This is a genomic window from bacterium (genome assembly GCA_041649255.1).
GTDB lineage: Bacteria > Hydrothermota > UBA3073 > JACQXS01 > JAQTXJ01 > JAQTXJ01.
Map to the genome: position 1 here is coordinate 139,967 of JBAZNK010000002.1, position 24,824 is coordinate 164,790.

The following is a 24,824-nucleotide window of genomic DNA, read 5'->3' on the forward strand; positions in this document are numbered from 1 at the left end:
TTTTTGAGAAACGCATACTCCCGCTCCGCCTACGGCGAGATCTTCGACAGGGCAGGGTAATTTTAAAAAGAACTTAAGTGGATTTAGTTTATAAAGTAAGGAGGAAATAATGGGATTAGTATTGGACTTAAAAAACGTTACCAAGAAGTATCCCGGTGTTGACGCGCTCAAGGATTTCAGTCTTTCGCTTGACCGCGGAAAAATTGTCGGGCTTCTGGGACCTAACGGCAGCGGAAAAACTACGCTGATGAAGCTTATTATGGGTTTTATAAAGCCTCAAAAAGGTGAGATAAAGGTTCTCGGTGGGGTTCCCAATCCTATGATTCGGGAAAAGATTGCTTATGTTTCGGAATTAGACGTTCTTTATCCGTGGATGACGGTTCGCGAGATTCTCGATTTTACTTCTCATTTTTACAGGGACTGGGAAAAGGGAAAAGAGTCGGAACTTCTTCAGCTTTTAGCGATTGAGCAGGACAAGAAGATAGGGACATTTTCTTACGGTATGAGGACAAGGGTGCGAGTAATGCTTGCGCTTTGCCGCAAACCGGAACTCGTTTTACTGGATGACCCGTTTTCCGGAATAGACCTTGTTTCGAGAGCAAAAGTACAGGATGCATTACTCAAGACTTACCATTATAAAGAGCAGAGCATTGTTTTAGCTACGCATATAATAGATGAAGCCGAGCCTCTTTTTGACGAGATAGTTTTCATAGAAAAAGGGCAGATTAATCTCCAGGGGAAGGCAGATGATTTAAGGGAAAAATACTCCAAAAACATAACGGATATTTACAAGGAGGTATTCAAATGAAATTCAAATCTCTGTTCCTAAAAGAGTTAAAGCAGGAGAAAGCGTGGTTTATTTATATTTTACCCGGGTTTGTAATTCTGGAGCTTTTGTTTTTGTTGTTTTATAAGCATTATTTATGGCAATGTTTTGCTTTGAGTACGATTTTTATCGTTGTAATATTCTTTGCAGTTATATTCAGCGCAAGTCATTCTCTTGTGAATGAGTGGAAGCTTCATACTTCGCAATTTTTATTTTCTCTTCCTGTTCGCGGATGGCATATTCTTCTGGCAAAATTTGCCGTACACAGCATTGTTTTTATTATATTTTCTTTTATTGCATTTTTTACGGTTTATCTTATTGCAAAAGGGCAGTGGGGAGAATCGGTATGGATTAAATCAACGGATGTTGTGAAATTATGGTTGATTTATTTATGTATTGGGATTCCGAGTATGTGTATAGAGATATTTCCACGAATAACATCCAATTGTTTTCTAAGGTTTAGGAAACTCGTCGCTTCTTTTACTGCAATAGTTTTGTTTATTGGATTTTTCCGTTATTTTCTTCCATTAGGATGGAAAGTGTTTAGTTTTTTACCGGAAGCGAGTTTTAACGTATCTATACCGGGGACGGAAATACAGTCTTCAGTCTCGGGAGATTTTTTTCCGGGGTTAGCGACGTGGATTTTGTTTGCGGTTTTAGTTTTTGTGGGGGATTGTTTATTGCTTGAGAAGTGTGAACAGGGCTAGGAATTTTGGATTTTGGATTTCAGATTGCGGAATTAACAGAAAATAAAAGAAACTAAAAAAGAAGTGCGGATTTTGGAATGAAAAGAAACAAAAGGCAGAAAAATTAAGAGTGGAATCCCGCCAATGGGAATCAATTTCCGCAAAAGGCGGAGATGCTTTAAAGGAAAATTTTGGCAAATTTGGCAGAGGGGGGAAGATGGGAAGAGAGAGGATTTTGGGGTTTGTTTTAGCGGGAGTTTTGTTGGTTTCGCTTATGGGGAGCAGAGGATATTGTGAGTTGAGTACTCAAACTCAGGATTCAAGCTATGTGACAAAAGGGCAGGTCAGCGTAAAAGTAACGGAGGGAAAAATGGCAAATAAACTTTCGGTAGCAGGACCAAACTCAAAATACAAATTACCGGGAGCAAAACCTGCGGGTTTTTGGGCAGGGTTATGGCATGGGATAATCATTATTGTAACGTATATTATCAGTTTGTTTAATTCCAACGTCAGGATATACGAGGTTAACAACACCGGACGCGGGTATGATTTTGGGTTTATGATTGGAGTGAGCGGGTTGATTTGCGGTGGGGTAAGAGGTTTCGGGAGGAGATAAAACAGAGAAATGTTCACCGCAGAGTCGCCCCGCCTCCTGCGGGGTAAACTCCGATCGCAAAGGGAAAAAAGAAATAAATCAGGGTTAAAACAAAAAAACAAATGAACAAGAAACAGAGAGATTCTTCTCCCGATAAATCGGGATCAGAATGACAACTCCGCAGAGGAATAAGACAGGATTAACAGGATTATAAGAAAAACAGAAAAACAAGAATTGAAAGATAGGGAGGAGGGGAGATGGATAGACATAGTATTTGCAGTTTTACGTTGATAGGAATTTCGTTACTTTTGCTTATGGGAGCGAGAGAACAGTGTCAGATTATAGATGTGAAAGTTAAGAATAAAGATTTGAAATATGTTACGCTTTTAAAGGAATTTGAATTTCACAAGAACTATTCTTATTTACCAAAACAACAATCTTTCAAGGTAGAAGTCCCGGGAAGTTTCGAATTTACTATTCAAAATTGTAACGGAAATATTACAATAAAAGAGAGCACAGATAAAGAAATTAATATAAGAATTAAAGAAGTGTTACGAACAAATTCAAAAAAGAAAATAGAAATAAACAATTATCCTCAAGTTATAAGTTATGAAAAAAACGATAGCGCTTTGGATATTAAAGTCTTGCCTCAGGAAGAATTAGCAAAAACTTTTGAATTAGGGAAAGATGATTTTTACTTTGAAACAGAATTTACTATTATGGTTCCAAAAGGTCTAAAAAAGGTTTCGATAATTTCTACATCGGGGGAAGTAAATGCGAATTTAACCTCTAAACTTAATATTACAACTACAAATGGAGATATTCGTGCAAAAGTTGAAGACAATGATGCAGAATTTTCAAGTACAAACGGTGATATAGGTTTTACACATATACGAGGCAAAATTTCCTTATCCAATACAAACGGAGACATAGTTGGAGATATTGACAGCAGTTTAATTAATTTTTCCGGAACAAACGGTGATATAAAAGTTGCATTAAAGAACCTACAGGGTGGGGAAATAGCAGTATCCAATGGTGATATAGAAACATATATACGTAATACAAAAAATTTAAGTATTAGCGCTTGTAATTCCAGAGGAGACATTAAGATTGATTTAAAAAACGTAACGAAAAGCGATAACGGGAAAGAAATAAAAGCTGTTATAGGAAATCCCGATAAGGAATTAAAAATACAGAATAGTAATGGGGATATAAAGATAATAACTATTAAGAAGAAAAGTTGAAAATAACAGATAACAGAAATTTTGCACACAGAATTGCACAGATTAATACAGATTGACACAGATTAAGACATAAAACAGAGTTTTAACAGAGATTGAAAGAGACTGGCATGAGAACAGAATACAGAAAGATTAACCACAGAGAACACAGAGGATAAAAAAATTGAGGTTAAAAACAACAGATTAAAACTATAGATAGCACAGAGCCCAGCAAACCTGGATAAAGTTCCTTGCGGAACAAAGTCCAACTAAAAAAATGGAGTGCACAGAGTTTTAAGATACAAACAGAGGATTAAAATTTTATTATTTTCAGGGGATAGGTAGCATTGTCTGCTTTTAGTATTGCGAAGTATATGCCGGAGTGCTTAATTGTCGGAGTAAAAGTATAGCTGCCGGAAGACAAACTACCGTCATAAATTACATTTAATAACCGACCGGTAATATCATATAAACTCAATTTGACAAAAGCAGAATTTTGAAGTGAAAGATATATTTTATCTTTAATGCTTTTTGCAGTTACGGTTAATTTTTTATTGTTCACTGTTGACTGTTCTTCCACAGCAAATGGGCCACAACCAGTTGCATTCGCCATATCATCTAAGACCCATAACTTATTATCATGGTATGTTCCAACCACTAATTCCACACAATCATCACCGTCTATATCGGCAATCGTTATGTCATGAACATCACTTGCCAATGTCTTTGCCCATAAGAGTGAACCGTTTTCACCATTTAAGGAAATAAGCGAAGCAGTGTTATAGTTTGGGACAAGCACTTCAATTTTATTGTCACCATCAATATCTGCAATTGATGGGCTACGATGAACTTGACCGGGAGCAAAATAACTCCATTTAGGGATACCAGTTGAGCCATTAAGACAATAAACTTTATGGTCATTACTCCCGACAACCACCTCTACACTTCCATCACCATCTACATCAGCTATTGCTGGAGAAGACTCCACCGCACTTCCCGTCGTATAGTTCCATTTAGGAATACCTGTTGAGCCATTAAGACAATAAACTTTATAGTCATTACTCCCCACAACTACTTCTTCACTTCCATCTCCATCTAAATCTGCTATAGCTGGCGAAGAATTTATCTGTCCTCCTGTTGCATAACTCCATTCCGGGATACCTGTTAAGCCATTAAGAGAATAAACTTTATCATCACTCCCAATAACCACTTCTACACTCAAATCCCCATCTATATCTGCTACCGCTGGCGAAGAATACACCCCACCCCCCGTTGTGTAACTCCATTTCGGGGAACCTGTTGAGCCATTAAGACAATAAACTTTATGGTCATTACTCCCGACAACCACCTCGTAATTTCCATCCTTATCTACATCTGCTATTGCTGGCGAAGAGTTTCCCCCTCCTGCTGTACAACTCCATTTCAGAATGCCATTTGCACCATTAATACAATAAAGTTCAGAACCACCGCAAACAACTACTTCTATATTCCCATTTATATCTGCTACTGCTGTTGAAGAATAGATAGAAATCCCTGTTGCATAACTCCATTTTGGGATGCCAGTTGAGCCATTAATAGAATAAACTTTAGAGTCAAGACTTCCCACAATCACTTCTATACTCCCATCAGCGTCTATATCAGCAACTGTGGGGCCAAAACTTTCAACGCCACTTCCTGTCACATAAGACCACTTAACGTCAGGCGTGCCACTCATAGCGCCTTTCATCCACTGAAAATGTGTATTCTCAAGTGTTCCGCCGTATTTAGGCCAAACCCCATAGGTAGAGGTGACGTTTAAGATAAATAAGATTATAAACATATTAGCTTCTTTATATATTTGGAATGGGAAAAGTCAAGGGGAAAAAGTTTAGATGGTTTAGAGATTGTAGATAGTTTAGAGAGGAGCAAAAGAATATATAGAAAGTGAAATAGGACAGAGGATAAGATGGTAGGAGCAAACCCACTTTTTTTCATTTAGGACTGAAGCCAAAAAGAACCCTCAGCTTCCTCCAAACAGACCTGCCAAAAAGATCGGTAGGCAAGCTGGCGGGACAGGAAAGTCAGGTAGAAACAAAACGGGCGAATGCTCCACCGCCTGAGCGGGATCTTTGATATTCGCCCCTACGAACAGATAATGCAACAACATCGTTGTTGCACTCCAAATAAATAACAAAGGACAAGAAAGTCAGGTAGAAAAGAAATTAATCTTCGGTAAGGTATTTGATGAGGATTTTATAATAACCTTTTGTTTCGCCGGTGATATAATTTCCTTTAAGCTGGTCGTTTTCTGTTATTTTTCGTATATCATACCCGTCTTTTAAGATGGCAAAATTATATAATCTCCCGGCAATTGCTTTATTCGGGCAACCATATACACACCTATAACAGGCGATACAATTCCATTTGAACTTAATATGATTGTTCTTTATGTATATATTATTTCGAGGGCAGGATTGGATACATTTTTGGCAAAGGTTGCAGGATTTTAAAGTTTTGAAATCTTTTGCAAGAGCCCACCACCACCATTTCTCAGAAATCAATATCCACTTGAATAAATTTGGAATAAACCCATCTTTTCTTACGTTTTCTTTATTTAGTTTAATATCTTCTGCCATTTTTTCTGTCTTTGGGATAACCGCATTACAGAGTTGTTTATTGACTTCGTCTTCGTATTTAGTGCCAATATTCGGTGGCATATAAAACTGTCTTTCATAAAATACGTGATATCCTTTTCGGGTTAATTTTTGTTTCAACCTATAGGAGGCAACGTCATTTAAGTATGTGGGGCCTGCGCAGGTAGAAAAAAGAAAAACCTTCTTTTTGTCAGATACATTTAACGAATTAACAAAATCATATATAATCAAGGGAGCGTTGAACCCGTAAATGGGGTATCCGATTCCGATGATATCGTATTTGCCGGGTTCGTATTTTAGTTTTTGTTTGAGAATCTCTTCAACTTTGAAGACATCAACAGTATATGTCTTGCTTAAGTTTTGGGATAAGAGATTAGCAACAAATTCGGTATTACCTGTCCCTGAAAAATATATAATTGATATAGATGGCATTTTAATATATGTATGGTATAAATTGCCATTTATAGTAGGGTTGTCAAGAAAAAAACAGACAACAGAAAAAGTTTTTGCACGCAGATGATCGCAGATAAACAGGATTAACATAAAAACAGAAAATTTAGAGTTCCAACGAAAAGAAAAAAATAGATATAATTTAGTTGATTAACGCAGATAACAGAACAGAGAGTTGGGGCACAGAGAAAAATAGGAGAGTGATAGAAATCCAAATTTCAAAACTCAAATTTCAAATCAAGCCCCAAGTCCGAATTTCAAATAAACCCCAAAAATAGAACACAGGGCATGGGGAGGGAAAAATTATTATACAGAATACTTGACAGGGGAGGGGAATAGGTTTAAGTTAGCATTTAATAAAGGGGGGAAAATGAAAAAAGCATTAACTGTTGGTTCAATTTTCTTAATGGTTTTAACTATGTCCTGTGTTACTTTTCCAAAAAGAGAAAGGGTAACGTATCCACCTACTATTGACTTAAAACAATGTGAAATAGTTGGAATTATTGAATTCAAGAACGTCAATAAAGGGAATCTTGGTTCGTACACAACGAAAAGATTTATGCAAGATATCAGACGCGACCAAGGGATGGTCAGAATTATAGAGTTAGGAACTGAGAAAGACGTTTTAAAAGCAGTAGGACAGGACAAACTTGGTTCGGAAGCATTAAAGGCTATAGGAGAAAAATATAACGTAAAAACCATAATAAAAGGTAATTTAGTAGTATCCGATGTGCAACCGGACGTATCACTTTTCACGGGTGGGAGTTTTGCAAACGTATCGGCGAAAGTGATGGCGACATTGGCTTGTGAGATGGTTGAAAGCGCGTCTGGCGCGTCTATATGGAGCAAGTCGGTAAGCGCAGTAAGCAAGGTTGGAGAGGTGAGCGTATTCGGGGGAAAGGAATTTGGGTTTGACGCAAAAGACCCGGACAAGGCTTATGGGGAACTAATGAATGCGCTAGTCATACAGGCAACTCCTGAGTTTAAGGCAACATATGGATGGAAGGAAGTTAAGTAGGGTTAAGTAAGTTGAGTAAGTTGAGTAAGGTAAGTTAGTTAAGTAGGGGAAGAGAATAAAATTACGTGGAGGGGAGAGTAATTGAGAAAACGGTTCCTTCGTTTAGTTTACTTTTGAGTTCTATTTTCCCTTTGTGATTTTCTATTATCCTCGATACGATTGACAATCCAAGCCCTACACCTGCGGGTTTTGTCGTGTAAAAAGGAGTAAAGACTCTTTTTAACTGATCTTCGGGAAGACCTGTGCCATTATCCCTGACATTTATTACTATTTCTTTTGCAGGGACAACTTTTTGTTCCCCGAATAAAGAATAAAAATCTCCGCTTGAAAGGACTTCTATTCCTATCTGTTTAGTAGGATTGTTAGTTGCATTAATAGCGTCAATAGCATTAAGAATAAGGTTTGAGAATACGATTTTCATTTGTTCCGGGTCAATAGTAAGCCATATTTCTTTTTTCTGTTTGAGTTCAATAGAGGGAAAACCTATCAACCGGATTGTTTCTTTTATTAAATGTCCTATTTCGGATAGTTTGTAAGTTACGTTTATAGGTTTTGCGAATGCAAGAAAGTTAGTTACTATGTCATTAAGTCGTTGGGATTGTTCTGAAATGATAGTTACCAATTTTTGTTTTTCCTGTTCGTTAAGTTTATCTTCTTTTAGTAACTCACACGGACCTAATATTGCAGATATGGGGTTGCGAACTTCGTGAGCAAGATTTGCCGAAAATCTTCCAATAGTGGCTAATTCTTCCGTCAGCTTGGTTTCGGTAATATCCTGGATAATAAGCAATATACCTCTTTTGCGTCCTCCCGTGGTCTGCAGGGGATATATATTTATGCCAAGTATTCTGAAGTTCAATGTAATTTCCTGAAATCCCTGGTATATTTCGCCGGTTAATATTTTCTGACTCCACTCTTTAAGTTCGGTTATTTCTTTTATGTTCTTCTTTATGGTAAACCTGAGTATTTTATCTATTTTGCTATTTTTATAGAGTAAGTTCCCATCATAATCTATTGCTATAAGTCCGGAATAGATACTATGTAATATTGTATCGGTATCGAGTTTTACCTGTTCAAGAGCTTCACTTTTCTGTCTGAATCTTTCACCGAGATAACCTGAAGTAGCGGCCAAAAGGTAAAAAAATATGGTTTTTATATAGAAATCCAAATATAATGCGTCGGGGTCGTGTGTTAGGGATGAAAGCAAGACACTATTAAGCGCTCTGTTGAATTCCATTAAAAGTAATCCTCCATAAGCTGCAGAGCAAAGTGTGGCAATAACAGTCCCGCCTTTTAAGAAAAAGAACATACTTGCGGCGATAATAGGAATAGCGTATAAAAAAGTGAAACCGCTTTCTATGCCACCTGTGTAGTGAATCATTGCAGTAACTATAAAAACGTCCATAATTACACTGCTCCAGAGTATAAAGGGTGCAATTTTTTCTTTTTTAAGGAATATCCAATGAATAAAGGTAAGGAGATAAGAAAGCCCAATGATTATCCAGAGTGGTCCAACTGAGAAGTCAAGGGCTTTTTTACGAAAAAAAATAGCCAGACCGCCTATGACTGAAACGGTAATGAGTCTGAAAAAGACAACCCATTTGAATTGATTAGTAAAAGAGGTTTTCACTTTACAACCGAAGCAAGCTGGAACATTGGCATATACATAGCCAGAAGGAGCACGCCTACTATGCCTCCGAGAAAAATTATCGTAATCGGTTCTATCAAAGAAGTAAGCGTAGCGACTGCGGTATCTACTTCATCATCGTAAAAATCGGCAACTTTCTCCAACATTTCGGCAATATTTCCACTTTCTTCGCCAACTCTTATAAGGTCGGTAACGAGAGGAGGAAAAATCTTACTTTCTCTCAGTGGTTCATAAATAGTTTTACCTTCGGATATACTCTGTCTCGCTTTAAGAACAGCTCTTTCAATAACCATATTCCCTGCCGTAGTAGCCGTTATTTCGAGCCCGGCAAGAACGGGCACGCCTGAAGAAGTAAGTGTGGATAAAGTTCTTGAAAATCTAGCTATGGCTGCTTTAAGAATAAGCGGACCGAATAAAAACATATTCAGTATAAAAGCATCAATTCTATATCTTCCTTGTTTAGTTTTTGAATAAAGATTAATTGCAACTATAATGCCAACAACTACGAGTACTATAAGAATCCAATATTTTTTAAGAAAATTAGATAATCCGATAACCGCTCTTGTTATAGCCGGTAATTCAGCTCCGGAACCGGCAAATAACTGTGCAAAAGTTGGAATTATGCAAGTCAACATAAAAACGGAAGCTGCCATTGCGACCGTAAAGATAACGGCCGGGTATGTGCAAGCGCCTTTTATTTTACCTTTCAAAGATTCGGATTTTTCAAGATGGTCAGCAACTCTTAAAAGAGTCTTGTCAAGAACACCACCTGCTTCACCGGCTTTTACCATTGATATGAATAAAGTGTCAAAAGGAGGTCTGTGTTTACCCATTGCTTCTGATAAAGTGCTTCCACTTTCTACATCATGAGTTATAGTTTTAATTATTTGTTTGAATACTTTGCTTGGAGTCTGTTCAGAAAGAATTTCAAGGGATCTTACAATAGGCACACCTGCTTTAACCATAACCGCAAACTGTCTCGTAAAAACCATAAGGTTTTTCGAACCAACTTTTTGGGGTATTTTAAATTTGTATGCCATAGAGTTATTATTCTCCCTTATCTTTCATTCTTTGTAATTCTTCAGGGTGAGCAGAAATTAGAAGCGCAGTTGACCATGATATAAGCCCCCTTTTCACTAAAGCATAAAGAGACATATTCATTGTTTGCATTCCGAATTTCTGGGATGTTTGCATTGTCCCATAAATTTCATGAACCCTGTTATCCCTTATAATAGCCCTTATCGCTGGAGTTGTCATCATAACTTCAAGTGCCAAAACCAACCCTTTCCCCGAAGCGCGAGGCAATAACCTCTGGACTAATACTCCTTCTAAAGTAAGGGAAATCTGGGACCTTACCTGCTGCTGCTGGTGTGGAGGGAATACGTCTATAATTCTATTTATCGATTCTGTAGCGGAATCCGTATGTAAAGTAGAAAAAACAAGATGTCCCGTTTCGGCAGCCGTAAGCGCCGCAGATATAGTTTCCAAATCTCGCATTTCACCTACTAATATGACATCAGGATCTTGTCGGAGAGCATATTTCAATGCGTTGGCAAAGGAGAGGGTATCGTGCCCAACTTCTCGCTGCTGGATTAATGCCGTTTTATGTCGATGAATGTATTCAATCGGGTCTTCTATTGTAATGATGTGACAAGGTTTTTCCATATTTATTTTGTCGATCATTGCAGCAAGAGTTGTAGATTTACCTGAGCCTGTAGGGCCTGATACAAGAACAAGTCCACGATTTTTCTGAACCAAACCATCTATTGTTAAAGGCAATCCTAATTCTCTAAGAGTAGGTATCTCAATGGATATTCTTCTTAATGCACAACATATATTTCCTCTTTCGTAAAAAGCATTTCCTCTAAACCTGGCTAAACTTTCAAGGGAAAACGCAAAATCTACTTCAAGATTTTTTTCAAGCAACTCTTTCTGTTCAGTAGAAAGCATAGAGTATATAAGGTCTTTACATACATCAGGCAGCAAAGATTCACAATCTGCAGGAACAAGTCTTTGGTCTATACGAAAAGCAGGCGGAATACCGGCAGTCAAATGTAAATCCGTAGCACCTTTTTCTACTGCTTCTTTTAATAAATCTAAGACATTAATCATAATCTTTTAAACACTTGCCGTCACTCTTATAACTTCTTCAAGTGTTGTTACTCCTTTTTTGAATTTTAGTAGCGCTTCTTCTCTAAGTGAAAGCATCCCTTCTTTTATTGCAGCCTCGTTTAGTTCGCTTGTAGGTCTTCTTGCAAGCGTTAAATCTTTTAGCTTGTTTGTCATTGGCATAACTTCATAAATGCCGGCTCTCCCACGGTATCCCTGATTACATTCCGGACAACCCTTTCCATGATAAGCAATAATGTTTTTATATTCCTCAGGGGGAATCCCCATTTCCTGATAAGTAGTCTCGGGTATCTCAACGGGTTCCTTACATTTTGTACATATTTTTCGCATAAGTCTTTGAGCTATTATTATAACTACGGAAGAAGTTATTAAAAACGGTTCCATTCCCATATCTACTAATCTTGAGATAGCAGAAGGGGCATCATTAGTATGCAAAGTGGATAACACTAAATGTCCTGTTAATGCAGCTCGTATAGCTATTTCTGCAGTTTCGGTATCCCTGATTTCACCTACCATTATAATATCGGGGTCCTGACGAAGAAAACTTCTCAAAGAAGCCGCAAATGTAAGTCCGATACTTTCATGCATTTGAACCTGGTTAATGCCCACAAAGTTATATTCTACCGGGTCTTCTGCCGTCATAATATTGACATCTGTTGTATTTAAACGAGATAACGCAGAATAAAGAGTAGTAGTTTTTCCTGAACCTGTTGGACCGGTAACCAATATAAGTCCGTATGGCGCACTTATGGCACGTGAAAATTTTTCCAAGTCTTCTTTTTCAAAACCAAGATTTTCCATGTCCACACATAGGGCTGTTTTATCAAGGACCCTCATAACTACTTTTTCCCCATAAATCGTAGGCAATGTGGAAACCCTGAGGTCAACCTCTCTTTCCTGAAGACGCATTTTTATTCTGCCGTCTTGTGGAACTCTATGTTCAGCAATGTCTAATGTTGCCATAACTTTAATACGAGAAATAACGGCATTTTTCAACTTGAATGGGGGAGACGGTTCTTCATATAAAATACCATCTACTCTTGTCCTGACTCTAAATATTTTTTCATAAGGCTCTATATGAATATCACTCACTCCTTTACGGATAGCAGTTGTAATAAGGGAATCAACATATTTCACTACGGGGGTTTCCTGAATAGTTGCCTGAAGTTGAGCGAGATTTATTGCTTCTTCATCAACATCTTCTTTCAATACTTGTAATTCTTCCTGCTGAATATCTTCCATTAACTTGTCGAATTCAGCTGCTTTATAGTGTCTATTTATTACTTGTTGAATCTGATTTTTAGTTGCAAGATACGGTTCTATATCACAACCTGTAGTAAATTTAATATCATTGATTAATATCAGATCTGTGGGGTCAGTCATTGCCACTTCAATAAGCCTGCCTACCTTTTTGAAAACAACAACCATAGATTTCCGTGCAAACTCGTAAGGGATAAGCTGAACAACGGTAGAAGATAAATCAACTTCTGCGAGATTGATGAAAGAGACTTTAAGCTGTTTACTCAAAAATTTAATAAACTCGATTTCCGATAATATGCCCTGTTTAATAACGGCATCTTCAAGAGAATCGCCTACTCTAAGTTGCCTGTTGATTTTTTCTGAGGCTTCTTTTGTAATTATGTTGGCAGCTAAAGCTATATCAATAAACTTTTTATTATCTATCATAAGGCAGATTAACTATTAGAGCATACTATTATTTGTTTATTTACTTGTCAAATAAATTTTAAGTTTTGTTACTCAAAGATAAAATTACATAATTCTTGACACTTCTCAAAATTAATATATAAACTTTAGTCTTTAATTATGCCTGATACTAACTCTGTTAAATACCCCGTTGTAACCAGCGTTCTTATACAAGAAAGGGCATTGCTTTCTATGGTTCTTTCTTGCATTGAAGTCTATCATCATGAAGCTCTTGGGCTCTTGCTTGGCCATGTAGGAATAGACAAATACATAGTTGAATATGCAATTCCTTATCAAACTGCAATGAAAGGTTATTCCTGGGTGGCACCAAAATCAAATGCTGCCGATAGAATGAACAAAATCCTTAAATGTCTTCCTCTTAGTCTTATTGGAGACTATCATTCCCATACCCAGTGGAAAACATTAAGAGGCGAACCTACTCCTTCCGGCGACGATATTGCCGATATGGAATGTGGTAGAGTTTACATTATTATGGCTATAAACGATAAAGTTAAGCCGGAGCCGTGGAAAATCACTGAAAATGGCTTTATAACAGGAACATTAAATGAATATAAAATTGATATTGGGGCTTATACTTGTCCCGAAGATTATAAATCAAAACCAGTAAAAATCATTTGTCCAAGCGCATTAGGATTATTTTTACCATGAAATATAAAGATGCAGGTGTAGATATAAATCTCGCAGATAGCTTTAAGAATCATATTAAAAAATTAAACCCATCTATAGGCGGTTTTGCAGGAACAATTTCCATTCCCAAGGGCTATAAAGAACCACTAATCGTTAGTTCGGTAGACGGTGTCGGGACAAAACTAAAAATAGCTTTTGAACTTGGTATTCACAATACGGTAGGCGAAGATCTTGTCAATCATTGTATAGACGACATCCTGACCGTAGGCGCAAAACCCTTATATTTTATGGATTATATAGGAACCGGAAAATTAACCCTAGACATACAAAAAGAAATAATCAAAGGTTTTTTATCTGCCTGCAAAAAAAATAAAATAACGTTGCTCGGTGGGGAAACTGCCGAAATGCCAGGTTTTTACAATGATAAGGAATACGATCTTGCCGGTTTTATCACGGGAATTGTTGAAAAAAGAAAGTTCATAGACGGTAAAAAAATAGTTCCCGGAGACAAACTAATTGGGTTCTCATCTAACGGCCTACATACAAACGGTTATTCCCTGGTTCGTAAAATAATAAAAGAAAAAAAACTGTCATTGAACACCAAAATAAGGGAATTCGGATGTACTCTCGGTGAGGAGCTGTTAAAAATTCATAAACCTTACCAGAACTTGTTATTCCCGTTTTTAGATAAGATAAAAGGATTGGTTCATATAACCGGTGGTGGCTTTGAAGGAAACATCCCACGAATTTTACCTAAAAACATAGGAGTCCAAATAGACGCTTCCCAATGGGAAATACCACCTATATTCAAGTTTTTACAAAAAGAAGGTAAAGTGGATACCAAAGAGATGTTTAAAGTATTCAATATGGGAATAGGTATGATAGCTATTGTGGAAAACGAAAACATATTTGACAATTTAACTGAAAAACCCTTTGTTATTGGGAAAGTTATTAAAGGCAGCAAAGTAATTATAACCAATTAAAGCATAATAATACATAAATTATAAAAAATGAAGTTGACAAAATTAGTTTTTAAGTTATTTTAACAAATTATGTTGATTAAAGTCCATTCCATCCAGGGGAGTCAGGTAGGCGAAGAGAAGCTTCCCGACGAGTTATTCGGGATTACTCCGAACTATGAAGTAATTGCCGAAGCCGTTCGTATGTATATGGCGAATTTACGTAGGGGAACAGCATCAACCTTAAGACGCGGTGAAGTGAGTGGTGGCGGTAAAAAACCATGGCCTCAAAAACACACGGGATGGGCACGTTCAGGTTCAAACAGGTCACCTGTATGGAGAGGCGGCGGCACGGTATTTGGTCCACATCCAAGAAGTTATTATTATCGTTTGCCAAAGAAAAAACTAGCTCTTGCATTTCGTTCTGCATTATCTCATAAAGCCAAAGATAACAAAATATTGTTGGTTGATAAGTTTGAATTGCAGGAAGCAAAGACAAGATTATTCGTAGAAGCGTTAAAGAGTTTAAGTATGGACATTAAAAAATCCGCACTTTTTATAGTAACGGAAAAAGATACGAATTTCTGCAGAGCAGGACAGAATATTGAAAAGATTAAATTCAAAAATCTAAAATCTCTGAATACGCTGGATATTGTAAATTCAAATACGGTAGTATTTTCCTTAAATACCCTGCATTCTCTGCTTGAGAGTCATTCCCCTAAAGATGCTTAGTTAGGTTTTCTAAGCAATCTATTATTTAAACTCACTTGATTTATTAATTCACCTAAAAAGCTTGACTTTTTAATACAATAATGTAATTCCTACATATATGAAGATTAACATCCCCGAACTTACCCAGTTTATCCCAGTATTGATGTCAACTCTCTCCGAAACAACATCAAAAACCAATAGGGGAGAGGCTTCAACAAAAGACATCTCCAAGAAAGAAATATATCTGGTTGGAGGAGCAATACGAGACAGCATAGTCAATAGTGAACAATCAATAGTTAATAGCAAAAAAACAACAAATAAACAGACAATACCTACCATAAAAGACTTCGATTTCGCTCTAAACGGCTCAGCCATAAGCTTTGCAAAACGATTTGCTAAAAAAATTAACGGTAGTTTCGTTATTTTAGATAAAGACATTGACGAAGTAAGGGTAGTATACAAAAATGGCCATAATGAGCTTATTTTTGATTTCTGCGGTATAACCTCAATAAACACAGACCTTTTGAGGCGAGATTTCACTATAAATGCTATTTCGGCAAAATTACCAGATATGGAAGTACTCGATATTTTTAATAGTGTAAAAGACATCCATCAAAAAACCATAAGAATTATTTCCGAGCAAAATATAAAAGATGACCCCCTGAGAATATTGAGGGCATTTAGACTAAAATCAACCATGGACTTCAATATTTCCCCGAAAACCACTCCAATATTGATAAAACACAGAAAATTACTCAAAAATATCGCAGGCGAAAGAATAAAACAGGAACTTTTTAGCATCCTAAATTCCCAAAAAGCATACGAAACACTGCGCTTTATGGCAAAAAAAGAAATTTTACAGGTCATAATCCCGGAACTAAAGAAATTGACAACCACTCCCCAATACAAACCGACAGGAAATTTATTAGACCACTCACTTTTAACCATAAAAAAAATCGACATAGCAACCCACGATTTTCAAAAATATGCCTTTAACAAAATACATATACTTAAATTTGCTGGATTACTTCACGATATTGGTAAGCCATATTGTTATAGTAAGGATAAATTAAATAGGGTGCATTTTTATGGTCACGAGAGAAAAGGTGTGCGGTTACTTGAGGGTATCCGTGAAAGATTAAAGTTGAGCAACTCTGATTTTCGGAGTTTGTCTAATCTTATTGAGTTTCATATGAGGCCTCATTTGTTAGGGGAAGAGAAAATGCCGACAAACAAAGCCATATTAAGGTTTATAAGGGATGGGGGGGGGGATTCTATTTTGATATTGCTGTTGGCTTATGCGGATGCAATGGCATCCGGTAATAGGGGTAGGGCAGGGCTGTTAAGATTAATCGACAGGAGTATAGAGATATGGGAAAGAATGCAACAGCCTAAGTTCAAAAGATTATTAACCGGTAACGATTTAATCAGGATGGGGTATAAGCCGGGACCTTTATTCAAAAAGATTTTACAGACCATAGAAGAGGAACAAATAGGCAATGAATTATCTACACGTAAACAGGCAATAGATTTTGTTAGAAAAAACTGGAGGCAAAAATGACAGAAATTAAAACTACCTTTATAAAAGATATGGAGTTTGTTGCTATGACTAGTTCCGGGAATAAGGTAGTTATGGATACATTAAAAGAAAATGGGGCAGGGGCAACGCCAATGGAACTATTGCTTGCCGCCCTGACAGGATGTACCGGCATGGATATTGTTTCCATATTAAAGAAGATGCAGCTTGAATTCAGTAAATTTGAAATAGTAGTCCAGGGAGAAAAATCAGAAGAGCACCCCAAGATATACAAAAAGATAAGACTCATATACAAGCTGTATGGAGATTTGCCCCCGGACAAAGTAAAGAATGCAATAGACTTATCGATTGATAAGTACTGCTCGGTTTCGAACATGTTAAAATCGGTAGCGGAGATAACTTATGAATACCAAATATTGGATAGTGAGCAGTAGATAGCAAAAGAACACCTCCTTGCATACCTAAAACTTCCTATCTACAGGAGAAAATTGCCCCTTTTTTGAACCAGCAAAACACAATCAATATTCAAATCTCCTTATTTCAAAATAATAATTATATAAAAATAGTAAACAAAAACTGTCGAATAGAAAGAGAAAAGAAATTTAAAAGAATACCTACGGATAAATTTAAAACATTTTAAGCAAGTTTGTCACAAAACTTGCTTTTCTTTTAAATCAAAAATGAAAAACTTTCTAAGAGAAAAATATCGAAGTTTTCCAACTCTTTCAATTCTTTCAAAAAAGGAGGTTTTTTATACACCTAAATACACACAAATTATACCTATTTTTTTTAAAATGGGGGAGGATTAAGACAAAACCTACTCCACGTTGTCTCAATCCACACACCTAATAAACATTAGTATTTTCAGTTGGTTTACATAAGGTTTATTATCAGAAGGTGGTTTTATAAGGTGTATTGTGAATTTGGGAAGTTTTTGTTAAGGGTTGTGGTTAGTGTGTTTATGCGTTCTGTGTTGCCAAGAAGCTTGTAGCATTTGATGGCGTTGGATATGGCCTTTGGAGTTAGTAATGATTTCGGGTATTTAGAGTTGAATTCTTCGTATTTTTGTGCAGCTTTCAAATTATCACCAGTTTGGAGATAGGAATCCGCGATTCCGAGTTGAGAAGATTGGATAAGTAATTCATCTTTTCCTTTTTTAATGTAAGTTTCGTAAGCTTCCTGTGATTCTTTATATTTTCCTTCAAGGTAATAGATGTTTGCCAACCAGTAACCGGCATTTATTCCATATTGTGTTTTGCCATATAACTTAGATATGTCTTCAAAATTTGTTAATGCGCCTTCGATATTTCCTTTGTTATATTCAATAAGAGCAGTAGTATATGCTTCTTTTGCCCTGTTGTTTTTGGTTTGTCCCGTCCAGTAGAAATAGACTCCTACTGCTACAACAATTACTGCCCCAATTATTATATACTGTGCAGCGTTTTTGTGTTTATACATCCATTTTGCAAACATCATTCCTTCTTCTACAAACTTGTCCTTTTTTAAGTCCTTCTTTGTTATTTTTCTATGATCTTTTGCCATTTTTGTCTATGTCCTTTGCATAAAGCATTATCTTGGAGTTTGCACCCCGGTTTTCTCTTTTTAATTCATAAACCAAATCTATGTACTCCCCGGTTCCCATTAACATTTCCTTCAATCCAAAACCTATCACCTCCCCCATTTTATTATCGCCTCTAACCTTAAATTTTATATGGTTATTACCAACAATTCTCGGATATCCTATCACCTGAAGTCCAGTACTTACAAACATCGGTTTCGAATTTCCACATCCAAAAGGTTCTATCTTTTCTAATTCATTAACCAATTTTTCACTTATAGATTGGATACTTAACTTCTTATCTATTATAATCTTAGGTATCAAATCTTTTACTAAAACTTTAATGTTAGTTCTTTCTATTATTCTATCTTTAAGAAGGGGAATATTTTCTTTTTTTATGGTAAATCCTGCAGCAGCTTTATGTCCCCCAAAAGCGGAGAAAAGTTCTTTACATTTAGACAGGGCTTCATAAATATTAAATTCTGGTATTGATCTTGCCGATCCTCTGCCTATATCTCCATTTAATGCGATAAGCATTGTCGGTCTATAGAATTTATCCGCAAGTTTGGAGGCGGCGATACCTATTACTCCGGGGTGCCATCCTTCTTTTGCAATTATGATAACTTCGGAAACGTCCTTAATTTCCTGTTCTGCTTCCTGGATGATTTGTTTTTGTATTTTTTGCCTTTCGTTGTTTTCATTTTCTAATGCCTGTCCAATTTTAGATGCCTCTTCCCCATCTTGAGTCGTAAACAAATTTACGGTTTCTTTGGCATCTCCCAATCTTCCTTTTGCATTTATCCGGGGACCTAAAATAAATCCTAATTGATATGGACTCAACTTCTGACCACTGAGTCTTGTTTTTTCCATTAACTTTTGCAACCCTATATTTTTTGTCTTTGATAAAACCTTTAACCCTTCTTTTACGAATATCCTATTTTCATCTATTAAGGGAGTTACATCGCATACTGTTGCAAGGGCAACTAAGTCTAAATAATTCCACAACTCCTCTTTGTCCATTTTTGTTCTCTCGAAGATTGCCTGTCCGAGTTTAAATACTATACCGCAAGCCGACAGTTCTCTGAAAGGGTAGTTTTCAATTTTGGAATTAATCACCGCAACCGCCGGTAATATTTCTCCGGTTCCTTCATGGTGGTCAATAATGATTACGTCTTTTCCATTTTTCTGTAACAACTTAACTCTTTCCCCTGCGCCCATACCACAATCTACTGTTATTATTAAGCTTGCAGAAGATGTCATACAGTATTCAACTCCTGCTTCCGTTAATCCATATCCTTCACTTACGCGATTCGGGATATAGAAATCAGAAACAGTACCCATCTTTTTTAATATATGGTATAAAAATGCAGTTCCTGTTGTTCCGTCCACATCATAATCACCATATATAAGAATCTTCTCTTTTGCTTTAACCGCTCTTACTATTCTTTCAACTGCTCTTTCCATTTGAGTAAATAAAAATGGGTCATGAAGATTACTAAGTTCCGGATTAAGAAAACTATAAATCTCGTCGGGAGTCCTGTAATTTTTACTCATCGCCAACTCCGCAGTCGTTTTTTCTATATTCAACCTATTAGCTATATTCGTTACCTCACCAAAATCCAAATTTTCTTTCAACAACCAATTCGTTTTCATATTGATTTTCCAAATTCACAACCACAGTATGACTGCCTATAAATATCATACTGTTTTGATAAGGTAACACTTTTTTGAAATCCATTATCTTTTTTGAAGTCATACTTTAGAAAATTTATACTATACCTCTCCCCTATTTCTTGTCCGATATAGTTGATTAATTTTTCATTTTTGTGAGGAGACAGGGTAAGTGTAGTTGTAAAATTTGGCATACTTTTCTCTTTGGCTTTTTTAGCGGTAGCTTCCAGTCTGAACCTAAAGCATTCCGCGCATCTTTGCCCGCCTTCCTTTTCTTTTTCCATTCCTTTGACTGTTTTTTTCCACTCTTCCGGCTTGTATTCTTCTGTAATCAAGCCAATATCAAGTATCTTTGATAGTTTTTGAGCAGATAGCAGTCTTTTTTGGTATTCTTCTTTAGGATAAATATTTGGGTTAAAAAAGTAACCTTCTATTTCACACTGTTCTTTTTTTAATGTTTCTATTCCAACGGTAGCACAAGGGGCACAACATATATGTAATAATACTTTTTTATCCACCATATTTAGTGATTATTGGTAAAGATTAATATATCAACGAAGAATGTCAAGATATCTTTGATTTTTTGTTTTGACAAAATCTTATTTAATTGTAAGTATATTGAATCCTTTTAATAAAAATGTTATCAAATAAGTAAGGAGTCGTTTAACTTAATATGGGTACAAAAAGAGACTATTACGAAATTCTTGAGATTTCCCGTGATGCTACATCGGAACAGATAAAAGAAGCATACAAGAAATTAGCCCGCAAGTATCATCCGGATATGAACACCGAGAAGGATAAGAAAACTGCGGAAGAGAAGTTCAAAGAAGTTTCCGAAGCGTATGAAGTCCTTATCGACCCAAACAAAAAGCAAATCTATGATATGCGTGGACATGAGGGTGTAGATTCCCAATTTGGTCCCGGTGGATTTACATGGGATAATTTTACACATCAGGAAGACCTGAATGATATAGTTGGCAATCTATTCAAGGGATTTTTTGGCGGCGGGTTCGAGACTAATTCCGGAGGAGAAGACATTTTTGGCAGGCGAATGGGTAGAGGCAGAGGCGGTGTTAGAGGGCAGGATGTTCAACTAAGAGTTACATTGACCTTACAGGAAATATACAAGGGAGTAACAAAAGAAATCCGAATCAGAAGATATGAAGCATGCCCCGTATGTAAAGGATTTGGCGGAACCGGAGATAAAGTCTGCAATACGTGCAAAGGGACGGGACAAATAAGAAGAACCGTTTCTTCTATATTTGGTCAAATGGTAAACATAACGACCTGCAATGCCTGTCGTGGAAGAGGGAAAACGGTAGAAAAGATTTGTGCAGAATGTAAAGGCAAAGGGAAAACGGAAAAAATTTCAAACGTATCGGTTAAAATCCCCGCAGGTGTAAAAGAAGGAAATTACATAGTTTTGAAAGGGCAGGGAAATGCAGGAAGTGACGGTGGTCCCGCCGGTGATTTAATTGTCGTAATAGAAGAGACTGAAGACCCCGTATTAAAAAGAGACAACAATAATTTGATAATACGGGTACCAATATCTTTTCCGGTAGCTACTCTTGGTGGAAGCATTGAAGTCCCAATCATAGATGGCAAGGTTTTGTTGACTATCCCCAGAGGAACACCTACGGGAAAAGTTTTCAGACTGCACGGCAAAGGAATGCCGGTCTTAAATGGTTATGGAAGAGGCGATGAACTGGTAGAAGTCTATATAGATACCCCGAAAAGCCTATCAAGAGAAGCAGAACAAAAGATTAAAGAGTTAAATAATTTGATTTAAGCCGGGCTATAAAAAAATAATTACCCTTGCCCCTTACACAATAATCCATAAAACCTTTCAATAAAGGTTTCTTCACAAAACAGATTGTAAAAAATTTGATTTAAGCTCTTTTTTCTGTAATTCGATATATTTCTATCATCTCTTTTTATTTAAATTGAATTTTTGGCATTTTTTTAATTTTCATCCTCAAAAAGCTTGATTAATGAGCAATTCAAAAACCACTTTTTTTTAACAAATATTTGCTTTTTCCTATATATAGTGGTTTTGGGGTATTATGTCAATATATTGTAAATATAGTAACCAATGGTAATTATTGTAACGAATAAAAAACAAAAAGGTTGAACACCAGAGATTTGCCACGAAAGCACGAAAACACTAAAAATAAGAAATATAAACTATAGAATACACAGAGAAAAGTTTTCACTATAAATCTTTGTATCAAAAAGATTGACAGGGGTTAACTTAAAATTTTCAATTTTTTACTTGCCAAAAAAGAAAAATATGTTCATATAATTACAATTAAGAATAAAGTATATTAAAGACAAAATAGAAAAAGGAGGTAGGATGAAAAGATTTGTTTTGATAGGATACATGATGATTATGGCATCATCGTGTTTTGCATACCCAACTGCAGGACAAACAGCTCCAGCATTCACACTTCCAGACACTAACAGTGTTAGCCATTCGCTTTCCGAGTTTTATGGTAAAACAGTTTGGCTTAATTTCTGGCGTTCCACATGAGGAACATGCACAACAGAACTGCCAAGGTTGGCAGTTATACAAGACCAATACGGAACATCCAAGTTAAGGGTACTTGCAATTAATATAGCAGAAAATATGGACATAGCAAAACAGTATGCAAGAGGCAACAGTGCTCTTTTTCTGGAGGATGCCTCAAGTTCTGTATTTGATCAATATAATATATGTGGGACTCTCCCTGTAAATTATGTTGTTAAACCAAACGGGAAGGTATATCACGGGTTATACGGATATTGTGAATCACAAATCAAAGACTGGATAGATTCATGCGTAATTGCAGTAGAAGAAAATAATGCAGTTTCAACAATACAAAACCCTACATTAGTATTATCTCCTAATCCATTTAAGGTTGTTATGATGATTAGTGTTAAAGGAGTGAAAACTGTCGGAGACTTACAGATTCAAGACTTAACCGGAAGAGTAGTAAGGTCTTTTTCTTTAGCTCCTAATGCTACTATAAAATGGGACAGGAAAGATAACAACGGCAGAGAAGTTCCTGTAGGAATGTATTTTTGCAGATTTAATAATGGTACTGTGAATTTAACGGGAAAAGTAGTAATGTTTAAGTAACTGATATTTATTTCAAACAAAGGAAGGGCGATGGAAACATCGCCCTTTTCTTTTATAGAATATTAGCAAAATAGAGATTCTCCCCTACCTTGTCAGGATATGTTCTTTTGTATCGTATTCTATGATTTCGATGATGATGGAGATGCCATGTTCGCCGTCTATCGTATCTTTAGTTTCGCCGGGCAGGAAGGTTTCCATTCTTCTGCAAAGTGAAGGACTATATTCGGGTTTCTTTGTCACGGGCGAAATTCTCTTGTAGTAATTGTAAATATAAAACCGCAAATGTTCTCTTCGCATCCACCTGCTTAAATTGGCACAAATAGACATTCCTGAGTTTGGCAAGATTATTGGTTTGTGTCTGGACTTATCCGGCGGCGGTTCCGGCGGGATTTTAGTCCATCTTATTTTTCTTTTTTTAGGGCCTTCTGATTTATCATCCGGCTGATTTCTCGGCATCTTTTTTTCTTCAAGTGGTCTTATATTCTTCAACTCCCATTGGAATCTCAACGGTTCTATAACGGAATTTTTCGGAAGCCTTCTTAAATGTTCCGTTGTAAGTCCGGAAGCTTTGAGTTTTTGTTCTATTTCCTGATTCAGCCATTCCGGTGATATATGAAGGAAGTCTTCAGTTATCCTGTCAAATATTCCGATACCCATTTGGTTGATTGTTATTGGTATACGTCCGACAGTTCGCGGAATGGATATGTGTATCTCTTTTTTTTCAACATCGTATCTATTAGCGCATATACATTTAGGAAGGCTTACAGGACCGGCGGATATTTGAAGTTTTTTCCAGTTAAGAGAAGTTCCGACATTTATATTATTTACGCTTGCAAAGTAGCGGCATCCGTCCCAGGGGAACTTGTTTCTATTTTTGACAAGAGGGTCCCAGATAGGGTAAATTATATCACGCAGATGGTTGGAAAGTATTTTACCAATTACCCTCATTCGCTCCTGTCTACATTTCACTCCTTTTGTTGGAATTCCGCTAAAAGACATCAGGCTTGTGGCAAAAATTCCTGATTTGACTTTTCCGTTTTTATCAACGTATCTGCGTCTTGACAGCAAGACTCCTTTTGCTCCTTCTTTTGGCGTAAAGCCCATTGCTTTTTGTGCCTTATCCCCGGTCATACCTATCTTTCCCCAAACAGTTCCAAAGGCAGAGAGGGTACCATCAATAGAACCTTTTGCGGTAATCAACCTGCCGGGGGTACGGGCATGAATTCCCATTGCACTCAGTTTCTTTTGGGTTTTTTCATCCAGTCTTGCCCAGCCGGTTTTTATTGCTTTGTAGTCAGGAATGTTAGGTTTCTTTTTATTTTTCATAGTTTTTCAAATTATTAGATGCAGGAATAGAGAAAAGGATTCTAAAAAAAATAGAAAAATACTTCACCGCAGAAAACAAAAAATCAACCACCCTGCTCACCGCTACGGCGGGATCTACGACCACCGCCTAAGCGGGGTCTTTGACTTTCGCCGTGTCTCCAATAGGCAGACGGGAATAACAAACAACAGTAATGGCTTCAACCTACCCAACTTGCAAAGGAAAAGGGTGAATGTCCATTCGCCCCTACAACAAAGAGATTCTCAGAATGCCCAGCATAGCTGGAAAGGGCTTCCTATAACTTATTGTAACGAAAAACAAACAATAGAAAATAGCGAAAAAATAAAGAAGTAGAAAAAAAGCACAAATTGAATTTGTGCCTACAAAC

The 24,824-nt window shown here is 36.7% G+C and carries 23 protein-coding genes; 13 read left to right on the plus strand and 10 right to left on the minus strand.

Annotated elements, in window-relative coordinates; all coding sequences use genetic code 11:
* The first annotated feature begins 109 nt into the window (after window positions 1–109).
* From WC614_02130 to WC614_02145, 4 genes are all read left to right on the plus strand, one after another.
* The gene (locus tag WC614_02130; GenBank protein ID MFA5031792.1) at window positions 110–808 is read left to right on the plus strand and encodes an ABC transporter ATP-binding protein; all 699 of its coding nucleotides are present in this window, start codon (window positions 110–112) and stop codon (window positions 806–808) included.
* The gene (locus WC614_02135) at window positions 805–1,533 is read left to right on the plus strand and encodes an ABC transporter permease subunit (GenBank protein MFA5031793.1); all 729 of its coding nucleotides are present in this window, start codon (window positions 805–807) and stop codon (window positions 1,531–1,533) included. Before WC614_02130 ends, WC614_02135 begins: the two co-directional genes overlap by 4 nt.
* A 196-nt stretch (window positions 1,534–1,729) precedes the next feature.
* Entirely contained in the window at window positions 1,730–2,128 is a 399-nt protein-coding gene (locus WC614_02140; GenBank protein ID MFA5031794.1) for a hypothetical protein, read from the plus strand.
* Window positions 2,129–2,364: 236 nt separating this feature from the next.
* Window positions 2,365–3,351, plus strand: a complete 987-nt coding sequence (locus WC614_02145; protein MFA5031795.1) for a DUF4097 family beta strand repeat-containing protein — start codon at window positions 2,365–2,367, stop codon at window positions 3,349–3,351.
* Window positions 3,352–3,640: 289 nt separating this feature from the next.
* Here the strand turns inward: WC614_02145 and WC614_02150 are convergent, their stop codons facing one another.
* Both WC614_02150 and WC614_02155 read right to left on the minus strand, forming a co-directional pair.
* Entirely contained in the window at window positions 3,641–5,146 is a 1,506-nt protein-coding gene (locus WC614_02150) for a PQQ-binding-like beta-propeller repeat protein (GenBank protein MFA5031796.1), read from the minus strand.
* Window positions 5,147–5,528: 382 nt separating this feature from the next.
* On the minus strand, window positions 5,529–6,392 hold the full coding sequence (locus WC614_02155; protein ID MFA5031797.1) for an EFR1 family ferrodoxin: 864 nt from the start codon (window positions 6,390–6,392) through the stop codon (window positions 5,529–5,531).
* 388 nt (window positions 6,393–6,780) lie between these two features.
* Here WC614_02155 and WC614_02160 point away from each other — a divergent pair, with 388 nt between their 5' ends.
* Window positions 6,781–7,428, plus strand: coding sequence for a hypothetical protein (locus WC614_02160; protein MFA5031798.1), 648 nt, complete (start codon window positions 6,781–6,783; stop codon window positions 7,426–7,428).
* Between the two features lie 61 nt (window positions 7,429–7,489).
* Here the strand turns inward: WC614_02160 and WC614_02165 are convergent, their stop codons facing one another.
* Genes WC614_02165 through pilB form a run of 4 tightly spaced genes read right to left on the minus strand, consistent with a single transcriptional unit; the run spans window position 7,490 to window position 12,892 of the window.
* Window positions 7,490–9,058 (minus strand): ATP-binding protein, encoded by a 1,569-nt coding sequence (locus tag WC614_02165; protein ID MFA5031799.1) that lies wholly within the window; start codon window positions 9,056–9,058, stop codon window positions 7,490–7,492.
* Entirely contained in the window at window positions 9,055–10,116 is a 1,062-nt protein-coding gene (locus WC614_02170; GenBank protein MFA5031800.1) for a type II secretion system F family protein, read from the minus strand. The genes WC614_02165 and WC614_02170 overlap by 4 nt, the downstream gene beginning before the upstream one ends.
* Before the next feature lie 7 nt (window positions 10,117–10,123).
* Window positions 10,124–11,188: a type IV pilus twitching motility protein PilT gene (locus tag WC614_02175; GenBank protein MFA5031801.1), complete on the minus strand. Its 1,065-nt coding sequence runs from the start codon at window positions 11,186–11,188 to the stop codon at window positions 10,124–10,126.
* Between the two features lie 6 nt (window positions 11,189–11,194).
* Window positions 11,195–12,892, minus strand: a complete 1,698-nt coding sequence (pilB, locus tag WC614_02180; GenBank protein MFA5031802.1) for a type IV-A pilus assembly ATPase PilB — start codon at window positions 12,890–12,892, stop codon at window positions 11,195–11,197.
* A 138-nt stretch (window positions 12,893–13,030) separates the two neighbouring features.
* Here pilB and WC614_02185 point away from each other — a divergent pair, with 138 nt between their 5' ends.
* From WC614_02185 to WC614_02205, 5 genes are all read left to right on the plus strand, one after another.
* Complete coding sequence (locus tag WC614_02185) at window positions 13,031–13,579, plus strand: Mov34/MPN/PAD-1 family protein (GenBank protein MFA5031803.1); 549 nt, start codon at window positions 13,031–13,033, stop codon at window positions 13,577–13,579.
* On the plus strand, window positions 13,576–14,541 hold the full coding sequence (purM, locus tag WC614_02190) for a phosphoribosylformylglycinamidine cyclo-ligase (protein ID MFA5031804.1): 966 nt from the start codon (window positions 13,576–13,578) through the stop codon (window positions 14,539–14,541). The genes WC614_02185 and purM overlap by 4 nt, the downstream gene beginning before the upstream one ends.
* A 69-nt stretch (window positions 14,542–14,610) precedes the next feature.
* Window positions 14,611–15,249, plus strand: coding sequence for a 50S ribosomal protein L4 (rplD, locus tag WC614_02195; GenBank protein MFA5031805.1), 639 nt, complete (start codon window positions 14,611–14,613; stop codon window positions 15,247–15,249).
* 97 nt (window positions 15,250–15,346) lie between these two features.
* Entirely contained in the window at window positions 15,347–16,789 is a 1,443-nt protein-coding gene (locus tag WC614_02200) for an HD domain-containing protein (GenBank protein ID MFA5031806.1), read from the plus strand.
* The gene (locus WC614_02205) at window positions 16,786–17,199 is read left to right on the plus strand and encodes an OsmC family protein (GenBank protein ID MFA5031807.1); all 414 of its coding nucleotides are present in this window, start codon (window positions 16,786–16,788) and stop codon (window positions 17,197–17,199) included. Before WC614_02200 ends, WC614_02205 begins: the two co-directional genes overlap by 4 nt.
* A 469-nt stretch (window positions 17,200–17,668) precedes the next feature.
* On the opposite strand, the gene WC614_02210 is transcribed toward WC614_02205, so the two are convergent.
* From WC614_02210 to WC614_02220, 3 genes are read right to left on the minus strand one after another with little or no spacing between them, the layout of a single operon-like run.
* Window positions 17,669–18,307 (minus strand): tetratricopeptide repeat protein, encoded by a 639-nt coding sequence (locus WC614_02210; GenBank protein ID MFA5031808.1) that lies wholly within the window; start codon window positions 18,305–18,307, stop codon window positions 17,669–17,671.
* Complete coding sequence (gene recJ, locus WC614_02215) at window positions 18,291–19,976, minus strand: single-stranded-DNA-specific exonuclease RecJ (GenBank protein ID MFA5031809.1); 1,686 nt, start codon at window positions 19,974–19,976, stop codon at window positions 18,291–18,293. The genes WC614_02210 and recJ overlap by 17 nt, the downstream gene beginning before the upstream one ends.
* On the minus strand, window positions 19,973–20,515 hold the full coding sequence (locus WC614_02220; protein MFA5031810.1) for an epoxyqueuosine reductase QueH: 543 nt from the start codon (window positions 20,513–20,515) through the stop codon (window positions 19,973–19,975). Before WC614_02220 ends, recJ begins: the two co-directional genes overlap by 4 nt.
* Window positions 20,516–20,667: 152 nt before the next feature.
* Between WC614_02220 and dnaJ the strand changes: the two genes are divergently transcribed.
* The 3 genes from dnaJ to WC614_02235 all read left to right on the plus strand — a co-directional run bounded on the left by dnaJ (window position 20,668) and on the right by WC614_02235 (window position 23,112).
* On the plus strand, window positions 20,668–21,783 hold the full coding sequence (gene dnaJ / locus WC614_02225; protein MFA5031811.1) for a molecular chaperone DnaJ: 1,116 nt from the start codon (window positions 20,668–20,670) through the stop codon (window positions 21,781–21,783).
* Window positions 21,784–22,347: 564 nt separating this feature from the next.
* Window positions 22,348–22,524, plus strand: coding sequence for a hypothetical protein (locus WC614_02230; GenBank protein ID MFA5031812.1), 177 nt, complete (start codon window positions 22,348–22,350; stop codon window positions 22,522–22,524).
* A 96-nt stretch (window positions 22,525–22,620) separates the two neighbouring features.
* Window positions 22,621–23,112 (plus strand): T9SS type A sorting domain-containing protein, encoded by a 492-nt coding sequence (locus WC614_02235; GenBank protein ID MFA5031813.1) that lies wholly within the window; start codon window positions 22,621–22,623, stop codon window positions 23,110–23,112.
* 84 nt (window positions 23,113–23,196) lie between these two features.
* On the opposite strand, the gene WC614_02240 is transcribed toward WC614_02235, so the two are convergent.
* Window positions 23,197–24,438, minus strand: a complete 1,242-nt coding sequence (locus WC614_02240; protein ID MFA5031814.1) for a hypothetical protein — start codon at window positions 24,436–24,438, stop codon at window positions 23,197–23,199.
* Between the last annotated feature and the right edge of the window lie 386 nt (window positions 24,439–24,824).

Excerpts from the sequence above, each read along its gene's own strand:
- rplD (MFA5031805.1), top strand. The coding sequence starts at position 14,611 with ATGTTGATTAAAGTCCATTCCATCCAGGGGAGTCAGGTAGGCGAAGAG.
- recJ (MFA5031809.1), bottom strand. The coding sequence starts at position 19,976 with ATGAAAACGAATTGGTTGTTGAAAGAAAATTTGGATTTTGGTGAGGTA.
- WC614_02240 (MFA5031814.1), bottom strand. The coding sequence starts at position 24,438 with ATGAAAAATAAAAAGAAACCTAACATTCCTGACTACAAAGCAATAAAA.
- WC614_02185 (MFA5031803.1), top strand. The coding sequence starts at position 13,031 with ATGCCTGATACTAACTCTGTTAAATACCCCGTTGTAACCAGCGTTCTT.
- WC614_02150 (MFA5031796.1), bottom strand. The coding sequence starts at position 5,146 with ATGTTTATAATCTTATTTATCTTAAACGTCACCTCTACCTATGGGGTT.
- WC614_02135 (MFA5031793.1), top strand. The coding sequence starts at position 805 with ATGAAATTCAAATCTCTGTTCCTAAAAGAGTTAAAGCAGGAGAAAGCG.
- WC614_02205 (MFA5031807.1), top strand. The coding sequence starts at position 16,786 with ATGACAGAAATTAAAACTACCTTTATAAAAGATATGGAGTTTGTTGCT.
- WC614_02170 (MFA5031800.1), bottom strand. The coding sequence starts at position 10,116 with ATGGCATACAAATTTAAAATACCCCAAAAAGTTGGTTCGAAAAACCTT.
- WC614_02160 (MFA5031798.1), top strand. The coding sequence starts at position 6,781 with ATGAAAAAAGCATTAACTGTTGGTTCAATTTTCTTAATGGTTTTAACT.
- WC614_02130 (MFA5031792.1), top strand. The coding sequence starts at position 110 with ATGGGATTAGTATTGGACTTAAAAAACGTTACCAAGAAGTATCCCGGT.
- WC614_02220 (MFA5031810.1), bottom strand. The coding sequence starts at position 20,515 with ATGGTGGATAAAAAAGTATTATTACATATATGTTGTGCCCCTTGTGCT.
- WC614_02210 (MFA5031808.1), bottom strand. The coding sequence starts at position 18,307 with ATGGCAAAAGATCATAGAAAAATAACAAAGAAGGACTTAAAAAAGGAC.
- pilB (MFA5031802.1), bottom strand. The coding sequence starts at position 12,892 with ATGATAGATAATAAAAAGTTTATTGATATAGCTTTAGCTGCCAACATA.
- WC614_02230 (MFA5031812.1), top strand. The coding sequence starts at position 22,348 with ATGAAAAGATTTGTTTTGATAGGATACATGATGATTATGGCATCATCG.
- WC614_02145 (MFA5031795.1), top strand. The coding sequence starts at position 2,365 with ATGGATAGACATAGTATTTGCAGTTTTACGTTGATAGGAATTTCGTTA.
- WC614_02175 (MFA5031801.1), bottom strand. The coding sequence starts at position 11,188 with ATGATTAATGTCTTAGATTTATTAAAAGAAGCAGTAGAAAAAGGTGCT.
- dnaJ (MFA5031811.1), top strand. The coding sequence starts at position 20,668 with ATGGGTACAAAAAGAGACTATTACGAAATTCTTGAGATTTCCCGTGAT.
- WC614_02200 (MFA5031806.1), top strand. The coding sequence starts at position 15,347 with ATGAAGATTAACATCCCCGAACTTACCCAGTTTATCCCAGTATTGATG.
- WC614_02140 (MFA5031794.1), top strand. The coding sequence starts at position 1,730 with ATGGGAAGAGAGAGGATTTTGGGGTTTGTTTTAGCGGGAGTTTTGTTG.
- WC614_02235 (MFA5031813.1), top strand. The coding sequence starts at position 22,621 with ATGGACATAGCAAAACAGTATGCAAGAGGCAACAGTGCTCTTTTTCTG.
- purM (MFA5031804.1), top strand. The coding sequence starts at position 13,576 with ATGAAATATAAAGATGCAGGTGTAGATATAAATCTCGCAGATAGCTTT.
- WC614_02155 (MFA5031797.1), bottom strand. The coding sequence starts at position 6,392 with ATGCCATCTATATCAATTATATATTTTTCAGGGACAGGTAATACCGAA.